Annotated in this window: 16 protein-coding genes and 1 pseudogene; 8 read left to right on the forward strand and 9 right to left on the reverse strand. The window is 63.5% G+C overall.

Annotated elements, in window-relative coordinates; translation table 11 throughout:
- Positions 1-3 precede the first annotated feature (3 nt).
- Entirely contained in the window at positions 4-348 is a 345-nt protein-coding gene (locus ABCR88_RS22685; protein ID WP_011062391.1) for an antibiotic biosynthesis monooxygenase, read from the reverse strand.
- 24 nt (positions 349-372) lie between these two features.
- Positions 373-1,005 (reverse strand): LysE family translocator, encoded by a 633-nt coding sequence (locus tag ABCR88_RS22690; RefSeq protein ID WP_350403583.1) that lies wholly within the window; start codon positions 1,003-1,005, stop codon positions 373-375.
- 87 nt (positions 1,006-1,092) lie between these two features.
- Here ABCR88_RS22690 and ABCR88_RS22695 point away from each other — a divergent pair, with 87 nt between their 5' ends.
- Positions 1,093-2,418 carry a PLP-dependent aminotransferase family protein gene (locus ABCR88_RS22695; protein WP_350403584.1) on the forward strand — a complete coding sequence of 442 codons (1,326 nt, stop codon included), beginning with the start codon at positions 1,093-1,095 and terminating at the stop codon, positions 2,416-2,418.
- A gap of 334 nt (positions 2,419-2,752) precedes the next feature.
- Here ABCR88_RS22695 and ABCR88_RS22700 read toward each other — a convergent pair whose 3' ends face one another.
- Entirely contained in the window at positions 2,753-3,556 is an 804-nt protein-coding gene (locus ABCR88_RS22700) for an aminoglycoside phosphotransferase family protein (protein WP_350403585.1), read from the reverse strand.
- Positions 3,557-3,906: 350 nt separating this feature from the next.
- Between ABCR88_RS22700 and ABCR88_RS22705 the strand changes: the two genes are divergently transcribed.
- Positions 3,907-5,358, forward strand: coding sequence for a tetratricopeptide repeat protein (locus tag ABCR88_RS22705; protein WP_325985055.1), 1,452 nt, complete (start codon positions 3,907-3,909; stop codon positions 5,356-5,358).
- A 62-nt stretch (positions 5,359-5,420) separates the two neighbouring features.
- Here the strand turns inward: ABCR88_RS22705 and ABCR88_RS22710 are convergent, their stop codons facing one another.
- Positions 5,421-5,879, reverse strand: coding sequence for an SRPBCC family protein (locus ABCR88_RS22710; protein ID WP_011062395.1), 459 nt, complete (start codon positions 5,877-5,879; stop codon positions 5,421-5,423).
- A 133-nt stretch (positions 5,880-6,012) separates the two neighbouring features.
- Between ABCR88_RS22710 and ABCR88_RS22715 the strand changes: the two are divergent.
- From ABCR88_RS22715 to ABCR88_RS22725, 3 genes and pseudogenes are all read left to right on the forward strand, one after another.
- Positions 6,013-6,912: pseudogene (locus tag ABCR88_RS22715) on the forward strand (ADP-ribosylglycohydrolase family protein); the annotation flags it as partial.
- Complete coding sequence (locus tag ABCR88_RS22720; RefSeq protein WP_350404913.1) at positions 6,886-7,335, forward strand: GFA family protein; 450 nt, start codon at positions 6,886-6,888, stop codon at positions 7,333-7,335. The pseudogene ABCR88_RS22715 and the gene ABCR88_RS22720, both read left to right, overlap by 27 nt.
- 37 nt (positions 7,336-7,372) lie before the next feature.
- The gene (locus ABCR88_RS22725) at positions 7,373-7,771 is read left to right on the forward strand and encodes a lysozyme inhibitor LprI family protein (RefSeq protein WP_236184875.1); all 399 of its coding nucleotides are present in this window, start codon (positions 7,373-7,375) and stop codon (positions 7,769-7,771) included.
- Between the two features lie 105 nt (positions 7,772-7,876).
- Here the strand turns inward: ABCR88_RS22725 and peaD are convergent, their stop codons facing one another.
- The 4 genes from peaD to peaA form a co-directional block, all read right to left on the reverse strand.
- A complete protein-coding gene (peaD, locus tag ABCR88_RS22730) occupies positions 7,877-8,995 on the reverse strand; it encodes a quinohemoprotein amine dehydrogenase subunit beta (protein WP_325985056.1) in 1,119 nt (372 codons plus the stop codon).
- A 23-nt stretch (positions 8,996-9,018) separates the two neighbouring features.
- Positions 9,019-9,342, reverse strand: a complete 324-nt coding sequence (gene qhpC / locus ABCR88_RS22735; RefSeq protein ID WP_011062399.1) for a quinohemoprotein amine dehydrogenase subunit gamma — start codon at positions 9,340-9,342, stop codon at positions 9,019-9,021.
- A gap of 1 nt (position 9,343) precedes the next feature.
- The gene (gene peaB, locus ABCR88_RS22740) at positions 9,344-10,777 is read right to left on the reverse strand and encodes a quinohemoprotein amine dehydrogenase maturation protein (protein ID WP_350403586.1); all 1,434 of its coding nucleotides are present in this window, start codon (positions 10,775-10,777) and stop codon (positions 9,344-9,346) included.
- An 80-nt stretch (positions 10,778-10,857) separates the two neighbouring features.
- The gene (gene peaA, locus ABCR88_RS22745; RefSeq protein ID WP_011062401.1) at positions 10,858-12,438 is read right to left on the reverse strand and encodes a quinohemoprotein amine dehydrogenase subunit alpha; all 1,581 of its coding nucleotides are present in this window, start codon (positions 12,436-12,438) and stop codon (positions 10,858-10,860) included.
- A 412-nt stretch (positions 12,439-12,850) separates the two neighbouring features.
- Between peaA and ABCR88_RS22750 the strand changes: the two genes are divergently transcribed.
- Both ABCR88_RS22750 and ABCR88_RS22755 read left to right on the forward strand, forming a co-directional pair.
- On the forward strand, positions 12,851-14,506 hold the full coding sequence (locus tag ABCR88_RS22750; protein WP_015636442.1) for a WG repeat-containing protein: 1,656 nt from the start codon (positions 12,851-12,853) through the stop codon (positions 14,504-14,506).
- Between the two features lie 101 nt (positions 14,507-14,607).
- Positions 14,608-15,273, forward strand: coding sequence for an HAD-IA family hydrolase (locus ABCR88_RS22755; protein WP_350403587.1), 666 nt, complete (start codon positions 14,608-14,610; stop codon positions 15,271-15,273).
- Positions 15,274-15,660: 387 nt separating this feature from the next.
- Here ABCR88_RS22755 and ABCR88_RS22760 read toward each other — a convergent pair whose 3' ends face one another.
- Positions 15,661-17,376 carry a 2-isopropylmalate synthase gene (locus ABCR88_RS22760; RefSeq protein ID WP_015636444.1) on the reverse strand — a complete coding sequence of 572 codons (1,716 nt, stop codon included), beginning with the start codon at positions 17,374-17,376 and terminating at the stop codon, positions 15,661-15,663.
- Positions 17,377-17,651: 275 nt separating this feature from the next.
- Between ABCR88_RS22760 and ABCR88_RS22765 the strand changes: the two genes are divergently transcribed.
- Positions 17,652-18,482: a helix-turn-helix transcriptional regulator gene (locus ABCR88_RS22765; protein WP_053152933.1), complete on the forward strand. Its 831-nt coding sequence runs from the start codon at positions 17,652-17,654 to the stop codon at positions 18,480-18,482.
- Position 18,483: the final 1 nt, after the last annotated feature.

The following is an 18,483-nucleotide window of genomic DNA, read 5'->3' on the forward strand; positions in this document are numbered from 1 at the left end:
CTTTCAGGCACGGCGCACCGGGCCCTGGCGGGCATTGCCCAGCAACTGGGTGATGGCGCCATCGCCATAGGTGCGCTCGACCCTGGAAATCACCACCTGATAACCGGCGTACCAGCGCCGGTACTGGCGCTTGGCTTCGATGTGCCTGGGGTGGCTGGCAAAGGCCTGGATCGAGGCTTCGTCCTCCCAGTAATAGCTGGCGTTGATCAGCCCCTGGTCGGCGCTGGTCCAGGATTGGGCGCCGACGAAGCCCGGCAGGCTGATGGCAATTTCGTCGATCAGCGCACTGAGGCGGTGGAACTCCTCGTCGCGCTGGCCCGGCTGGTAGATAAAGGCGGCGATGTACATGGTCAAACTCCATTGGCTGATGAATCAGAGCGGACGCGCCAGCAGCGCCAGGCGCAGGGCCAGGGCCAGCAGCACCGCCGCCAGCAGCCAGGATTGCCAGCGGGCCAGCCGCGAATCGCTGCCGGGCAAGCCACGGCGCAAGGCCGCGCCGAAGATCCCCAGGCTGGTATGGAAGACCCCGCTGACCAGGGTCAGCAGCAAGCCCAGGACCACCAGTTGCACAGCGATGCTGCCGTGCTCGGGGCGCACGAACTGCGGCAGGAACACCATGAAGAACAGCAGCGCCTTGGGGTTCAGCAGGCTGTTGCACAGGGCCCGGACAAACACCGTGGCCAGCGGCACCCGGGGTGTATCGGCAAGGTCCAGGCCCCCCCGCTGGCCCAGGGCCTTCCAGGCCAGCCACAGCAGGTAGGCAACCCCGGCATAGCGGATCAGGTCGAACGCCGGCGGCCAGCTGGCCACCACGGCGGTGACGCCTGTGGCCGTGAGCAGGGTCAGGCCGACATCCGCTGCGCCGATCCCCAGCCCCGATGCCACCCCACCGCGCCAGCCATAGGCTGCGCCGTGGCTGATGACGAAGGCCATGTTGGGTCCCGGCGACAGCAGCAACAGCAGCACGGCGCCGAGGAAGATCGACAGGGTAGAAAGGTCCGGCATGTGAGCGATCCTGCGCAAAAGCCGCTAGATTAGGGCCCCTACCTGATACAAACAAAAAAGTGTTCTAGATACATAAGGTGGCCGAGCATGCGCCGTACCCGCTACAAAACCATCGTCGATCACTTCGCCCAGCGCATCCGCGCCGGCCAGCTGTGCCCAGGCACTCAGCTACCGACGGTGCGGGCGCTGATGGCCAGCGAGCAGGTGGCGCTGGCCACGGCGCTGCGGGTCTATCACGAGCTGGAAGCCATCGGCCTGGTGGTGGGCGAGCCCGGGCGCGGTACCTTTGTCCGCGACACCAGCCTGCCCCGGGGCATGGGCCTGGAACAGCACCCGGCCAGCGCCGCCTCGGTGGACCTGGCGTTCAACTACCCGTCCCTGCCCGGCCAGGCGGAAAGCCTGCGCGAGGGGCTGCGGGCGATAGCCGCCTCCGGCGACCTGGATGCCCTGCTGCATTCCGCGCCCCAGGGCGGCCGCCCCCATGAGCGCCAGACCGCGGCGCGGCACCTGCGCAACCGCGAGATCCGCGTCGCCGCCGAGCAGGTGCTGATCGTCAACGGCGCCCAGCAGGGGCTGGCAGTGAGCCTGCTGGCGCTGCTCCAGCCCGGGGACATCCTGGCAGTGGACGCCCTGACCTACCCCGGCCTCAAGACCCTGGCCCAGGTCCATCGCCTGGACCTCGAAGCGCTGCCCCAACACAACGGCCAGATGGACCTCGACGCCCTGCAGGCCCTGTGCCGCCGGCGCCCGGTGCGGGCGCTGTACTGCATGCCGACCCTGCACAACCCCCTGGGCACGGTGATGCCCCTGGCCGAACGCCGGCGCCTGGCGCAACTGGCCCGCGAGCATGACCTGCTGCTGATCGAGGACGGCGCCTACGCCTTCCTCGCCGAACCGGCCCCGCCGCCGCTGCAGACCCTGGCCCCGGAGCGCACGCTGTATATTTCCGGGCTGTCGAAAAGCGTCGCCTCGGGCTTGCGCCTGGGGTTTATCGTCGCGCCCCTGGACATGATCCCGGCCCTGGAACGGGCGATCCGCGTGTCCACCTGGAGCACCCCGTCGCTGACCGTGACCCTAGGCTGCCGCTGGATCGAGTCGGGGCTGGTGGACAGCCTGGAAGAACAGAAGCGCAACGACGCCCGCAGCCGCCAGCAACTGGCCCGGAGGGTGCTCAAGGGCTGCGATTACCAGGCCTATGACTCATCGTATTTTCTCTGGCTGAAACTGCCGGAAGGACGGCGGGCCGATGCTGTGGTGGCGGCCCTGAAACATCAGGGGGTAACGGTGACCTCGGCCGAGCCCTTTGCCACCACCGCCCATGTGCCCCAGGCCTTGCGCCTGGCCCTGGGCTCCATCGGCCTGCCGCTGCTGGAGCAGGCTCTGAAAAAGGTCCGCAACGAAATCACCCGCTAAGCACACCTGCAGAAGCCCGCGCTTAGCGTCGGGCTGAAAAGAACCTGCCACGTCTATGTTCCACTGCGTGAAGTATCAAAGTGGCCACCGCACCCAGGCTGCAGGCACGAAATGCCGGACGAAAAAAAACCCGCCGAAGCGGGTTTTTTCCAAGACCATCATGACTTCCTGTCTGCAGCATCCGTGCTAATGGTCGACCTTCCTTGATCCTGAGCGCTTCCTGCGCTGCAGTTGTGGGAAAGAATATTAAACACAAAGCCCGGCCCGCAGAAGGCGCATTGAATTACAGCGCGTGTAGGAAATTCGCTATACCGCACTTACGCAAACCCCTAGTTCACCCCTCCAGTGCCTGGGCGGCCAAAGCCGCGAGCTTGAGCTGGTGCTGCGCCCCGGGCTGATGATCGTCCTGGAGAAACCAGGCAGCGGACAAACCACTGAAGGCCAGCACCCACTGCACCAGCCGGCGCGGCTCCAGTTGCGCGGCCCGGGCAATCACCTGCACCTGGCGGGCAAAGCGCACAGGGTCGGTGGCGCTGGGCAGGTCCGGGTTGCAGATCAGGTTGGCGAAATCGAAGGTGCGCTCGCCATGGACCCGCTTGGGGTCGATCACCCGCCAGCCACGCTCGGCGAAGTCCAGCACATTGTCGTGGTGTATATCGCCATGCAGCACCACCGGTTCCCGGGACGTGGCCAACAGGTGCTCGGCTTCGGCCAGGCAGCGCAGGAACAACCCGCCCTGCTGCGGCGCCGCCTCGCGCAGGTCGGCAAACCAGCGATCCAGCGACACCAGCGGCGGCCGCGGTTGTGCCCGTGGCCGGTGCAACTGTTGCAGGGTGGCGCAGACGATATGGCTGACCTCATCGTGCTGGCCCGCCAGGGCCATGCGCATCAGCGAACCCTTGCCCATGGCGCGCTCCATCAGCAGGGCATCGCCTTGCTGGGCATGAACCCGCGCCGCCCCCTCCCCGGCCCACCAGGCCATCAGCCGGTTGCCGGCCTGCTCGTGTTCATCCAGGGCAATCTTCAACATGGCCGGCGCACCGTCTTGCAGACGCACCGGCAACAAGCGGCTGCCCGGGGTGACGATGGGGTCGCCATCGGGCGTCAGGCGCCAGCGTTTCATATAGGTTGCAAACACAGAAGTAGCTCCCAGTAGTAAGCAGCAAGTTTCAAGCTACCGGATATGATTCGCAACTTATCGCTTGAGGCGGCCACTGACGACAGCAACCCAGCCCCGGCTATTGCGCGCCTTTCCTCCCGGTTGGATGAAGCTCTGCCTTACATCCAGCGCCTCCCCCCAAAATGCATGAACAAACCCGAGTCTGAAGTTGATCTAGCGCTCTACTCTCCTCCCTGTACACAAAACTCCAGCCCCTGTGTTAGGGTGCTCCGGCAAAAAATACTATCGGACCATCAAACTGCTCGTAGTACCCTGCTTACTCTTGCGATCGGCACACTTGAAAAGTAAGGAGTCAAACACTTTATGGAATGGATTCTAAGCAACAAGGAGTGGTTTTTGAGTGGTATTGGGATTGCGATACCCTTGGCGTTCATCACCCTGTTCTTCCAAAAAAAAAATCAAGCAAAGCAGGTCCAGAATCAACGCAGCGGAAACAACAGCAACAACCTGCAAGCAGGCCGAGACATAACCACCGACAAGAAGAACAGCAAAAAATAACTCAGACCCAGCAGTCCGGAGCTGGCAGCTATAACAATCAGGCTGGCAGAGACCTGACCATCAACCACATCGATTTGCCGCCCGAACTTCTTCAACAGTTCAATCACGCACTCAACAACATAAGAAATTCCGCAGACAGTGAGAAAAAGAACATTCTCCTGCTTCTTGAGCGCCAGGATTTCAGTAAGGCCGAAGCAGCACTGGACGCTTTGCTGACGGAGAGAAAGTCTTCATATGCTCAGGAGCTACTGGAAATTGCGGAGCTGTATCTGCCGTTGAACAAGGAAAAGTCCAAGCTTTGTTATGAACAGGCTGCGCAGGCAGGACAGGACAATCCCGAACTGTTGAACAAGTATGCAATCTACTTGATGAATACAGGCAAGCTTGACGAAGCCCACACGGTGTTCGACTTGTTGCTCGCAATGAGTCACTGCGACGACAAGGTCAGGGAGCTCGCCCTCGGCAATCGTGGCGTGCTTTATAAAAACCAGGGAAAATGGCAAGAGGCCATTAGCTATTTGCGTCAGGCTCAAGTGCTGTCCATCTGCAACAACAATAAAATCATTGAAACGTCGAACTTGAACAATCTGGGCGCCTGTTTCAACCACATGGGTGAGCTGGGAGAGGCCGACTCCTGCCTTCAACTGGCGCTGGAGAAGATCGAAAACCTGTTAGACCAACCTCAAACCGACCCCAATCTTGCCAAGCTGAAGTCCATACAAGCCAATGCTTTGAGCAACCTGTCCATAAACAAGAAAAAACTCTTCTTGCAAAGCGGTAGGAGTGCATACCTGGACGAAGCCGAACAACTCCTGAAACGCGCCATAGACATTGATCAGTCCAGCGGTAACAAGTCGTTTCTCATCCGCCACCACGGCAACCTAGCCAACATCTACAAGCTGCAAGAACAGTATGAAAAAATGCACAGACACTTGGAAAAAGCCCGCGTGCTTTCCATCAGCCATGGCACCTTGAAAGATAAATTGACGGTACAGGTCAACCTGGCCGAGGCCTACCAAAAAGAACACAACCATCGGCAAGCGTTGCAAACCTACAAAAACTGCTTTGCCAACGAAAAAATCTTAGAGTTTCGCCAGTTGACGGCAACAGCGCTGTCAGGACTGGCCGATGTCCACAGGGCTCTGGATGAAGAACCGCAAGCCAACCACTGTGCGGCACAAGCAAGTGCCTTGTTCGCGGAACTTGGCTTCAGCAGCGAAGTAGAGCGCATACGCAAGGATTTCCCTATGTCCCGGCCTTGAGGACCTTGCCCAGGTCCTCAAGGCCAAGGCCTTCGTTCTACAGCAATGCCGGGATGAGCGCTTCAACCCTGCTGCAGGTAGTTCTCGATATTGCTCATCTGCTCGTCCCAGCCCCGGCTGTTCATGCGAAAGGCCTTGAGCCGGCGCTCGGCGGGAATGCCGTCGAAGCCCGACTCGGTGACCCGCAGCAAGGTACCACCGGCGTGCTCTTCCAGCTCGAACCGGACCAGGGTGCTGGGCTCTGCCGAATAGTCCTGCGCGGGATCGATGGCGTAGGGGTGCCAGCGGAAGGAGAACAGCTCCTGGGGCAGCATCTGCTCCACCAGGACATCCCAGGTCAGGTGCTCATAGCCTGGGTAGGTCACCGCGCCCCGGGCCCGCTGGCCGGGTATGAACTGCTGGCCGGCCAGCGCCACGCCAAACCAGCGGCCGAAGCGTTCGGCCTCGCTCAGCGCCTGCCAGACCTGGGCCGGGTCGGCCTTGAGCAGAATCTTGCGTTCGATGCGATCTGAAGAATTCATGGGCCACCTCCAGTGATGAACACTAGACCTCTCTGAATCGAGCGCAACCTTTATCTGGTCGAAGGCCCCACTGATTGCCCAGAACGAAAAATGCTACTGTCGCCGGCGCCAATACCTCTGCAAAGGACCTGCCATGCCCCTCACCCTCACCGACCGTTACCGTGGCAGCCTGCTGGGCCTGGCCTGTGGCGATGCCCTGGGCACCAGTGTGGAATTCAAGCCACGGGGCAGTTTCCCCCCGGTCACCGATCTCTTGGGCGGCGGCCCGTTCAACCTCAAGGCCGGACAGTGGACCGACGACACCTCCATGGCCCTGTGCCTGGGGGAAAGCCTGTTGCGCAAGGACGGTTTCGACCCCGCCGACCAGATGGGCCGCTACCTCAACTGGTGGCAATGGGGCTACCTGAGCGCTACCGGCGAATGCTTCGATATCGGCATGACGGTGCGCCAGGCCCTGGCCGACTATCAGGAACACGGCCAGCCCTTGGCGGGTTCCAGCGACCCGCAGACCGCCGGCAATGGCTCGCTGATGCGCCTGGCGCCGGTGGTGCTGTTCCATTACCCCGACCTGGCCCAGGTCCGCGAGTTTGCCGGGGCCAGTTCGCGTACCACCCACGGCGCCGCCGAAGCCATCGAATGCTGCCAGCTGTTGGCCGGGCTGATCGCCAAGGCCCTGGACGGTGCCAGCAAGCAGCAACTGCAACGGCTCGACGCCCAGGGCTTTCGCGAGAGCAAGGTCGCGGCCCTGGCCCAGGGCAATTACCTGGATAAAACCCGCGACCAGATTCGCGGCAACGGCTATTGCGTCGACTCCCTGGAGGCCGCGCTCTGGTGCTTCCAGCACAGCGACAGCTATGCCGAAGCAGTGCTGGCCGCCGCCAACCTGGGGGACGACGCCGACACCACCGCCGCCATCGTCGGCCAGTTGGCCGGAGCCTTCTACGGGGCCCAGGGCATACCGCCGCACTGGCTGGCCAAGCTGCACATGGGCGAGGAGATCCAGGCCATGGCCGACGACCTGCTGGCCGCCGCCCGGTGTCGCGCGCCTACCCGGCCGCTGCATGGCAGTTGCCTGTGCAAGGCAGTGCAATACCGGGTCGAACGCCTGGACATGCCCATCGGCCACTGCCATTGCCAGACCTGCCGCAAGGCCCACGCCGCGGCCTTTGCCTCAACCGCCGGAGTCATGCGCGAACACTTCCAGTGGACCCGGGGCCAGGAACGCCTGAGCACCTACGAATCGTCCCCGGGCAAGCTGCGGCACTTCTGCTCGGTCTGCGGTTCTCACCTGCTGGCGGAGCGCCCGGGCCAGCCCCACGTGATCCTGCGGGTGGCGACCCTGGACGATGATCCGGGGCAGACGCCACAGGTGCATATCTGGACCTCCCACGATGTGCCCTGGCTGGCCGACGAAGCGCTGCAACGCTGGCCCGAGTGGCAACCCAGCCGCGGCTAGACTGTTTTTTCCTCATTGACCGATTGCGAGACTTTCCATGCGTCCGATCCTGTTGCTGGCCCTTGCGCCGCTGCTGCTGGCTCCATTGGCCCAGGCCTATGAGTGCAACAGCACCACCCAGACCGATATGAACCTGTGCGCCAACGTCCAGCACAAGGCCGCGGACAAGGAGCTGAACACCCTTTACCAACAGATCAACCAGCGCCTGAAAGACCAGCCACACAGCAAAAAGCTGCTGGTCAGCGCACAGCGCGCCTGGGTGGCGTTCCGCGATGCCGAGTGCAGTTTTTCCACCTCGGGCGTGCAAGGTGGCAGCCTGTATCCGGTGGCCTACAGCAACTGCATCACGGCCTTGACCAAGGCCCGCGTGGAGAGTTTCAAACAGTACCTGCAGTGCGAGGAAGGCGATTTGAGCTGCCCGGTCCCCAGACAGTAGGAGCGGGCTTGCCCGCGAAAGCATCGGTGAGGACGCCTCACCGCTTGCGGGCCTATTCGCCGGCCAGCCGGCTCCTACCACAGGAGCCGGTGGCGGGAGACGCAGTCAGCGGATGAAAATCTGCGTTGTGGTGGCCGCCATGTCGCCACCGGGCAAGGTGATCTTGCCCACCTGCGCCATGCTCTCGGCATCGAAGATCGCCACGTCGTTGAAGGTCCCCGTCAGATAGATCTTGCTCCCGGCCTTGTTGAACGAAATGCAGTAGTAGGAGTGTTCCAGGGTCGCGGCCTGGAGCAGTTTCTTCTGTTTGATGTCGTACTTGGCCAGACGGTTGAGCACGCCGAACATCAGGTTCGGGTCCTTGGGCGAGCGCATGCCGCTGAAGTAGATTTCGGTCAGCGGACCGAAGTCGGTGGTTTCCGTCTTGCCGGTCTTCAAGTCGATGCTGAACAGCCCGTACAGCGGCTCGGCGGTGGCCGGGTCCTGCTGCTTGTCCTTGAATTTCGCCGCGGTGTAGAGCAGCGAGAAATCGTGGCGGTAGGTCTGCTGGTTCCAGATGTAGAGCACGTCGGGAGCGCTGTAGTTGGGGCGTTTCCAGTGCCGGCTGGGGATCAGTACGTCGAACTTGCCGGTCTGTACGTTAACCTTGTACAGGTCCGGCCCGGCCACATACAGGCTGCCGTCGTCGCCGCTCTGCATGATGGTCAGCTGGCGCGGCGCGGGGAAACTGCGCAGCGGCTTGGCGTCGAGCCCGGCATCGGTGGCGTAGACATCCAGCCGCGGCTCCTTGACCTCGTAGCGATCATTAAGCAGCAAGGTCGGGTTGGCCACGGTGTACAGCTCCTTGCCGTCGTGACTGACGGTGAAGGCGAACATCGAGCGCGCCTTCTCCCCCGGATGCTGGGTGATGCTGGCGTGGAACACCTGCTTGCAGCTGTCGAGCTCGACGCCGTAGACATCCGCATAGTGGTTGTTCAGCACGTAGGCGATCTTGCGGTCCGGCGACAGTTGCACGGTGCCGGGGCCGAAGGCGTCAGGCATCTTGCAGGTTTTGTACAGGCTGTCGGTGACCAGATCGAGAACGTGCAGGTTGTTCGGGTAATTGGTGGTCACCAGGTACTCGTGGCCAGTGTTGAGGGCCAGGCCCTCGTCGGCCAGGGCGGTGAAAGAACAGGCGCTGAGAACCGCGAGTGCGACCAGGCCGCAGGCTTTGATGCTGTGCATGCTGGAATCCTTCTTCTTGTTCATCACTTGTCTTTCGGGAAGACAGTGCCGAGGTTGCGCCAGTTGTCATTGGAGGCCTGGGCGTCCTTGTTCCAGTCGGGGTAGGTGCTCATCATGTCCGGCACCTGGGCCGGCCACCAGCAAGGGTCGGAGCAACCGTAGAGGTCGGCCTCCATCGGCTGGCACAGCGACGAGACGCCGCCAAAGGCATCGATTTCCCAGCCCGGGTCGGTGGTCGAGGCGCAGCCGGCCACGGAGTTCATCGCCAGCACTTCTTCGATACGGTCCTGGGCCGCGGCCTCGGTCAGTTTCTGAGCTTTGTTGTTGATCGGCTTGAGATGTTTCATGTCAGTGAGCCTTGCGCGGAGTGATGTAGCTGCTGATGAACGCAGGGTTGTGCGCCATGATCCGGCTGTAGACTTCGATGCCGAAATCCACCCAGTCACGCATCAGTTCGCAATAGTGATAAGTCGGATGCGCCGGGTCGCCGTAGCGGGCATAGCTCTCGTGGTAGCAGCCACCGGAACACAGGTTGCGGATGCGGCAGCTGTCGCAGCCGGTGTTGGTGCGGTCCAGGCGCTGGGACAGGAAGTCGTTGAGTTCCACCTGCTTGACCCCGCCGTCGTGCACGTTGCCGAAGGTCGGCAGGGATGAGCCGGTGAAGCGGTGGCACAGGTTCAGCTCGCCCTTGTGGTCCACCGCCAGCATCTTCAGCCCGGCACCGCAGGGCAGCGCCTTCTTGTGGCCCTCGTGGATATCGGTGATCAGCTGATGCAGGTTGGAGAAGCCGATATTGCGGTGCTCCAGCGCCGCCGCCAGGTAACGCCGGCCCAGGCGCTTCATGCTGGCGAAGACTTCGATCAGCTCCTCGCTGCTGAGGTTGAAGCTGCTGATGTCACCCGAGGTCACCGGGGCGAAACCCACCTCGGCAAACCCCAGCTCGTTGAACAGGTGGTCCCAGATGGTCTCAAGGTCGGTGACTCCAGTGGTCAGGGTCACCCGCGCCCCCACCGGCCGGCTGTCGTAGCGTTCCAGAAGCATCTGCGCCTTGCGCCGCACCACGTCATAGGTGCCCTGCCCACCCACGGTGATGCGGTTGCGGTCGTGCACGGTCTTGGGCCCGTCGATGCTCACCGACAGCCCGAAACGGTGGGCGTTGAGGTAGTCCACTGTCTCTTCGGTAAGCAAGGTGGCGTTGGTGGTCATGACGAACTCGACGAACTTGCCGGCAGCGGCAAAGCGCTGTTCGCAGTAGTCCACCATGGCCTCGATCAGCGGCCGGTTGCTCAAGGGTTCGCCGCCGAAGAACACCACGGTGTAGCGCTCCTCGTCCGGGGACTCCTGGAGCAGCATTTCCACCGAGGCAATGGCCGTGTCCAGGCCCATCTTCTTGCCTGCCGAGGGCTTGTCCAGGTCTTCCTTGTAGCAGTAGGTGCAGCTCAGGTTGCAGCCGGTATTGACGTTGAGCACCACGGTATTGATCGCCGTGCGCTCGACCCGCTTGATGCCGATTTCCGGGGTCAGGGGCGAGCCGTCGCTGACCAGTTCCAGGGCCATCAGCTCACGCAGGGTGTCGCTGACGTCGGCACCGTCATAGGCGCCGGCCAGACGCTGGATCAAGTCTTCCGGGGTACAGCCCGGGCCGCGCAGCGCATCGATGATGCTGCCGGTCAAGGCATCGCTGGCAAACAGCGAACTGCTGGGGATATGGAACAGCATGCGGTTGGCGTCCACCTGCACTTCATGCAGGTTACGCTCCACCAGATTCAGAATTGCGCCCATTACAACCTCCTGTGCAAAGCCCCGCGTTCGGGGCCTGCGGTCATTGCCTGAAAGTGTCTGTCGGTAGCGTTCGACGGCCCTCAGGGAATGGGTGGATTGTTCCAACGTTGCACGGTGACGATCAGCTGGCCTTCACCGGTCAGGGCCTTGCCCCCCTCTTCCACCGCAGCGATCACCTTGAGGTTGCCGGCGTTGTTGGTGGACATCTTGCGCAGCGGGTTGGGCCCGGCATCCCCTGGGGTGAACACGCCGCTGTCGGCCTGCATGCTGCCGGCGTACTTGACGTCTTCATCCTTGGCCGCCTGGGCATCGAAGGCCTCGACCTTCCACTGCGCCGGCATCACGCCGATGCGGTAGGCCTTGCCGTCGGCCCCCTTGCCCCAGGCTTCGGCATCGAAGCGGCCCTGGACCTTGGGCGTCGAACCGCCGCCGTCACCGATCCGCGCCACGGCAAATGCCGGCACCACCTTGACCTCGGCGATGCGCTGGTACACCGCCAGCGTCGCGCCCTTGAGGCTGCCGACGCTAACCTCCCGCAGCCCCGGCTGGGCGCTGGCCGCCGCCTTGAGCCTGACGCGGATGCGTTCGGGGCTCTGCTCCAGCACCTGCACGACCTCCACCCCTTTGCCGAAGCTCGGAGTGCCCGCAAGGCCCGCGCCCACCAGGGTCACCTCGGCCTCCTCACCGGCCTTCAGGTAACCCGGCTGCACCGCCAGCAACCGCTGGCTGCCTTGCCGGGCGGCGATGAAGTCCAGGCCGCGCTCGTCGTGCTCGGCCTCGAACATCCGCCCTTGCAGTGCATTGCCCTGGGCCGCCAGCACCTGGCGCATGACCACGCCATCCACGGTGACATTGCCGCGCCATTCATAGCCGTTGTAGAGGATCGCGCTGCCCTCGCCATTGAACGGGCTGCCATCGGCGTACTGGCCCTTGACGCTGAGCTTGAACTGATCGCCTTCCCCGGCGCTGACGCTCATCACCCCGGCCAGTTCGCCCTTGCCCGGCAGGTGGCCGCTGAAGCTCCAGTCGCCGGCCAGTGCCGCCGCTTGCGGGCGGGCCTGTTGCCAGGCTGTCCAGGCGGGGTTGTCGAGGGGATAACGCTTGGCCAGCAGCGGCACCATTTCCTTGAGGGCGGTGGGCAGCCATTCCCGATCCCGGGACAGGGCCTGGTACTCCAGGGATGGCCACTGACCGAGGTGGAAATTCACCAGCCGCTCCCATTCCTGGGCCGGCCGGCGTTGCAGGGCGATCCGCGCGCCGGAGTGGCAGCGGGCGCACATCTGGGTGGTCTGTTCGTCGAAATGCTCGACGGTGTTCAGCCGTCGCTCCAGGGCGTAGCGCACGCCGTCGGTCTCGCTGGGCGCCAGGCCCTGGGTATCGGCCAGGTACTTGACCAGGGTGCGGCGGTCGTCATCGCTGATTTGCAGCCCGTGCATGGTCTGCATGCGGGCAATGCTCATCAGCCAGCCTTCCGGGGTCTTGCGCTGGTGGCTGATGCGGCTCAGGGCTTCCCCGGCCTCGGGGGTGTGGCAACCCTGGCAGGTTTCCTTGAGGATGCTCTGTGCATCCCGCGCGGCGAAACTCGAAGGGGCATGCAAGGCGGTACAGGTGGCAATGGCCAGCAGGCTGGCACTGAGCCTCAGGCGCAGTCTTCTCTTCATCAACGTCAAACCTCCCACGGTGCTTTCTTATTTTTAGCGAGTCGTTTTTATGGTTTCTGCCATGCCCGGCACGCCCGGTCATGGAGGCAAGAGAAACGTCTGCTGATATGCAATACACGGAGCGTGCCAGCTTATAAAAGAACCCGGAATCAACGACTTGGGCGAAGACGCCGGTCCCTGGCGGGCTTGCGGGTGTTACCCGACGTTCAATTTCGAGACAAACGTCTCAGTCTGAGACAGCGATTAGCCAGCGCCAGAACAGCTCTCAAGGCCGGCAACGAGGCTGTACCGCTGGTTTTCTTTGCAATTGGATCTTGCATTTATCCGGCGGCGCCGCAGAATCACCCCCGCTTTGCCTGCCCCGTCCCATGGGGTGTGCCGCACCTCCCCTCTTACAAGGAACCTGAAGTTCATGGATAGAAGCGCCTGTGCCCGTCTCGGCTCGCTGATCCTCTCGTTGTCTGCTCTGACCCTGGTCGGATGCAAGGAAGAAACCAGTCCCAAGACTGCAGCCGTCGCTGCGGCCCCCGCGCCGGCGGCCATGGTCATGCCGATCTGCGCCAATGGCGAATGCGCGGTGCTGGACCAGGACGGCAAGGTGCTGGTCAGCGCCGACAACGACTACGACGCCGTGGTCGCCCTGCCCCTGGACAAGACCTTCCTGTTCGCCAAGGACGGTACCTGGAACCTCAGCAGCGCCGATGGCAAGCAGACCCTCAAGGCCGCCTTCACCGATGACCTGCGGCTGCTGACCCCGGGCTACTTCGGCTTCGGCCAGGACGGCAAGCTGGGCATCATCGACCAGAGCGGCAAACAGATTCAGCCACCGCGCTTCGACGATCTGTACGTGGGCGGCAACGACGACTTCATCGTCTACGAGATCGGCGGCAAGCGCGGCATTCTCAGCGCCAAGGGCGAGGTGGTGACCGAAGCCCTGTATGACAGCAGCATGGTCCGCGATGACTTCGCCAAGCGCGGCTGGTGGATGATCGCCGAACGCGGCAACGACAAGTGGGCGCTGAACCTCAAGACCGGCGAGCAGAAGAAGATCGACTTCGACAGCATCGACTACTTTGCCAACCAGCATCTGGTGGTCAGCACCGAACAGGGCAAGGCCCTGGCCGATGCCCAGGCCCAGCTGATCAGCGCCGCCACCTACAACTGGATGGGCGAACCGGGTGACGGCCTGGTGGCCTTCCGGGAAAAATACGACAGCCCCTGCGGCTACATGGATTTCCAGGGCAAGACCGTGATCCAGGCCCAGTTCGGTACCTGCCAGGTATTCGGCAAGCAGGGCGCGCTGGTCACCGCCAAGAACGCCGACGGCAGCTCCGGCAAGGCCGGGCTGATCGACCGCCAGGGCCAATGGAAGGTGCAGCCGGTCTACGACTCGGCGGACCCGGCCGGCTTCAGCCCCCTGGGAATGTTCCGGCAGGTACCGGGGCTGAACCAGGTCGCGGTGCTGCAGAACGTGTTCAGCGCCACCTTCGGTATCTTCGATGTGGACAAGGGCGTCGAGCTGTTCAAGCCCACCTACGCCCAGATCGGCGCGATCAATGCCGACCTGTTCGTCTTCAGCACCGCCAACAGCCCGACCAAGCAGGCCACCCTGTTCGGCCAGGCCACCCAGGTGCGTACCGTGGGCCTGATGGACGCCAGCGGCAAGGTGCTGCTGGAGCCGGGCCAGTACGTCGACATCCGCCTGGACAACAGCGGCCACTACCTGCTGGCCACCGACGACACCTCGGCCCTGGCCACCTCGGCGCTGTACGACCTCAAGGGCAAGCGGCTGATCCCCGGCAAGTGGCAGGAACTGGTGGTGGACGAAACCCGCGGCGCCATCTTCGGCTATGCCGTGGAAGGCATGGGCGACGACCAGTCCCGCAGCCTCAAGGCCCTGTATCGCCTGGACGGCACTCCGAGCTTCCAGGTCAGCCAGGTCGATTGCGGCGCCGAACAGGTGCACGACGGCCATGACCAGGTGCTGTGGCCGGCCAACCCCCAGGACTACTGCCCGCAGCCTGACGAAGTGGAAGACCAGGGCGAAGGCGACAACGCACAGGGCTGAGGCCCCGAGCGAACCGGTCACGGTTGAGATCAAGCCTGCTAGGATGCGGGCTTGATCGATTCAGCCAACCGGCCCGGATGGGGCCCGACAGGAACTGTCCCATGCTCAATGCTCTGCTCTTCGACCTTGATGGCACCCTGACCGACACCGACGCCCTGCACCTGCTGGCCCTGCAGCAACTGCTGCTGGAAGAGGAGGGCCGGACCTTCACCCAGGAAGAATTCGAAGCCCATGTCAGCGGCCAGGCCAATGCCAACATGTGCCGCTACCTGTTCCCCGAGCGCAGCGTGGCGGAACATGAAGCCTTTGCCGAGCGCAAGGAAGTGCGCTTTCGCCAACTCTCCCCGCAACTGATGCCCATGCCCGGCCTGCTGCGCCTGCTGGATTTTGCCCAGGAGCACGGCATCGGCGTGTGCGTGGTCACCAACGCGCCCCGGGCCAATGCCGAGCACATGCTCGAGGTGCTGGGCCTGCGACAGCGCTTCCAGACGGTGCTGGTGGCCGAGGAGTTGCCTCGGGCCAAGCCCGATCCCCTGCCCTACTTGAGCGGCCTGGAATGCCTGCGGGCCACCGCCGACCAGGCCCTGGCCTTCGAAGACTCGGTACCCGGGCTGACAGCCGCGGTAAAAGCCGGGATCTGCACGTTCGGCCTGGCCACCAGCCAACGCCCGCAAACCCTGCTGGATGCCGGCGCCCACCGCGTGATCAACGACTTCGACGACCCGCAACTGTGGGCCGAGATCCGGCGCCGGCTCGATCTGCCCTGAAGAAGATGGGATGAGGATATTGGCCAGGCCAAGCGGGAAGGAAACAGCCAGGGAGAAAGAAACGGCAGGAGGGAAAAAGGTGCTCGCCCATCACTTCGGCAGTGGCATCCAGACCGAAGTACCCCCTTTGGCTGGGCGAGCAGGAGGGAATATACGCGGGCTCCAGGGGCAGTAATATCGGACATATCCGAAAACACCCTACGACTTGGGCAAAGATGCTGGAGGCTTATCCCTGCACGACTTTTTTTTCACGGTGCTTTCACCTCGCCGCCCCTATATTGCCAATCACTCCTTAACGAATCCCATTTGGCCCGCGCTACAGCGGGCTTTTTTTTGCCCGGGCTCCAGCGGCCGGCCCCTGGGGCGCCGACTGCTGGTGCGGGTCACTCAGGGAGCCGCCCGCTCCGCAAGCGATGCCTGGGTGGGAACGAATGCCGGCGCCTGCTCGGGATAAAACCGCGCCGCGGCATTGATCACGGCCTGCACCGAGGCGGTGACGATATTGGCGTGACAGCCGGCGCCAAAACGTGACCCGGCAACGCCCGGCCACACCGCTTCGACAATTGCCAGCGCCTGCGCATCGGCCCCCGCCCCCAGGTTGCGCTCTTCAAAACTGTCGATGCGCAGCGGCAAGCCCAGGGCGGCCAGGGCCGCCGCAACAGGTCCGTTGCCCACGCCATGCAAGCACGCCTCCTGGTTCCCGGGGGTGGCGACCCGCAGCTCGATCCCCTGCCCCTCGGGGGCATCGAACAACCGATGAGCGAGATACCGCAGGCCGGCCGTGCCCTCTGCGCACGCCAGATAGGTGCGCTGGAACACCTCCCATAAAGCGTCGCTGCTCAACTCGGCGTCACTGGCATCAGCCAGCTTCTGCACAATGGCGCTGAACTCGATCTGCATGCGCCGGGGCATGACGATGCCGTGGTCACGCTGCAGCAGGAAAGCGATCCCGCCTTTGCCGGACTGGCTGTTGACCCGCACGATGCTGTCGTAGGTCCGCCCCAGGTCCTGCGGATCGATGGGCAGGTAGGGCACCTCCCAGAAACCGTCGGCCGCCTGGGCGGCAAAGCCCTTGGCGATGGCGTCCTGGTGCGAGCCGGAAAAGGCGGTGAACACCAGGTCGCCGACATAGGGATGGCGCGGATGGATTGGCAGCGCCGTGCACTCCTCAGCAACCCGGGCCACCGCTGCGATATCGGAGAAATCCAACCCGGGGCTGATGCCCTGGGTATAGAGATTCAGGGCCAGGGTCACCAGATCCAGGTTGCCACTGCGCTCGCCATTGCCGAACAGGCAACCCTCCACCCGCTGGGCGCCCGCCAGCAGCGCCTGTTCGGCACAGGCCACGCCGGTGCCCCGGTCGTTGTGCGGGTGCACTGACAGCGTGACCTGATCGCGGCGCTCCAGGCGCTTGTGCATCCATTCGATCTGATCGGCAAAGACGTTGGCGGTGGCCACCTCGACGGTGGTCGGCAGGTTGATGATGATCGGGCGCCCCGGGCCGGCGTCCCAGGTACGGATCGCGGTGTTGCACATGCGCAGGGACACCTCGAGCTCCGCCATGCAGAAGGTTTCGGGGGAGTACTGCAACACCCATTCGGTTTCCGGATGCTGGTCAGTCAACTCGCGCAACAGCCTGACATGGCGCTCCACCAGGGCCTCGACCTCGTCCACCGAAAGCCCGAACACCACACGCCGCCAGACCGGGGCGATGGCGTTGTACAGGTGGACGATGACCCGGCGCGCACCCTGCACACTGCGTACGGTTTCGCGGATCAGGTCCTCGCGCAGTTGGGTCATCACCATGGGCGTGACATCGGCGGGAATCCGCTGCTGTTCCACAAGCTCGCGGACCACCTCGAAATCGGTACGCGAGGCGGCGGGGAATCCCACTTCGATTTCCTTGAAGCCCAGGCGCACCAGTTCCTCGAACAGGCGCAGCTTGCGCTCGCGGTTCATCGGCTCGAACAGCGCCTGGTTGCCATCGCGCAGGTCGGTGGACAGCCAGATCGGAGCCTGGGTGATGGTACGTGACGGCCACTGGCGCGAGTCCAGGTCCACGGGGGTAAAGGGGCGGTATTTGGTATGGGGATGGGCGAGCATACTGACCTCGAAAGCACAATGGAGAACGCAATGGATCTCCCCTGCCTTCATCATGGAAAGCGCTTCGAGGCCGGAGTCTGGGGGAGATCAGCCTGGGTGCCAGGTTCCTGGCAGCACCGGCAGACCCCGGCCGTAAGGCAGGGGTAGCGCTAGTAGCAGGGTCAGGAACAGGGGGTTCATGGGCGGTTGCAACCGTCGGCGGGCAAGGAGTGATCTGTAGTCTAGGTAGCGATCTTCTGAATGTAATGCGCTAAACGCCCTTTGATTATCGCAAAATGGACATTTTCACCTATGATAAGCGCCCCATGATCCCTTCCAGGACGGAGGCGCTGCGCTGCATGTCCGATCTGCTTGTTGTCTCGTCCATCGACTGCCTGTCCATGCCGGTTACCAGCATCGCCGTGGATTACCCCAACGGCCATGAAATACCTGCCCACAGCCACCCACGCTCGCAGCTGGCCTATGCCATTGAGGGCGTGCTGGTGATCGACACCGAGTCCGGCCGCTGGGTGGTGCCGCCCAGCCGCGGGGTGTGGTTGCAGGCCGGCGTCGAGCACCGGGTACGCATGCGCGGCGCGGTGCGCATGCGCAGCCTGTTCATCAATGTCGATGCCATTGCCGGCCTGCCCGAGCATGACTGCGTGATCGAGGTCTCGCCGTTGCTGCGCGAGCTGATCCTGGCCGCCGCCCAGGTCGGCACGCAGTATTCGCCGGACAGCCGCGACGGCCGCCTGATGCGCCTGATCCTCGATGAGATGCGCTCGCTGCCGGTGCTGCCGTTCAGCCTGCCCTGGCCCCATGAGCCGCGCATGCTGCGGGTGTGCCAGGCGCTGGCGGACGACCCTTCGGACAACCGCACCGCCGAACAATGGGGCGACTGCCTGGCCATGAGCGCCAAGACCTTCCATCGCCAGTTCCAGCGCCACACCGGCATCACCTTTGGCCGTTGGCGCCAACAGGCGCGGTTGCTGATGTCCCTGGAGTGCCTGGCCGAGGGCATGCCGGTGGTGCAAGTGGCGCTGCAGCACGGCTACGACAGCCAGAGCGCCTTCGCCGCCGCCTTCAAGCGCCAGTTCGGCACGCCGCCTTCGGAGTTCTACCGCTGAG

This window comes from Pseudomonas sp. W17, from assembly GCF_040268305.1.
GTDB classification, from domain to species: domain Bacteria; phylum Pseudomonadota; class Gammaproteobacteria; order Pseudomonadales; family Pseudomonadaceae; genus Aquipseudomonas; species Aquipseudomonas protegens.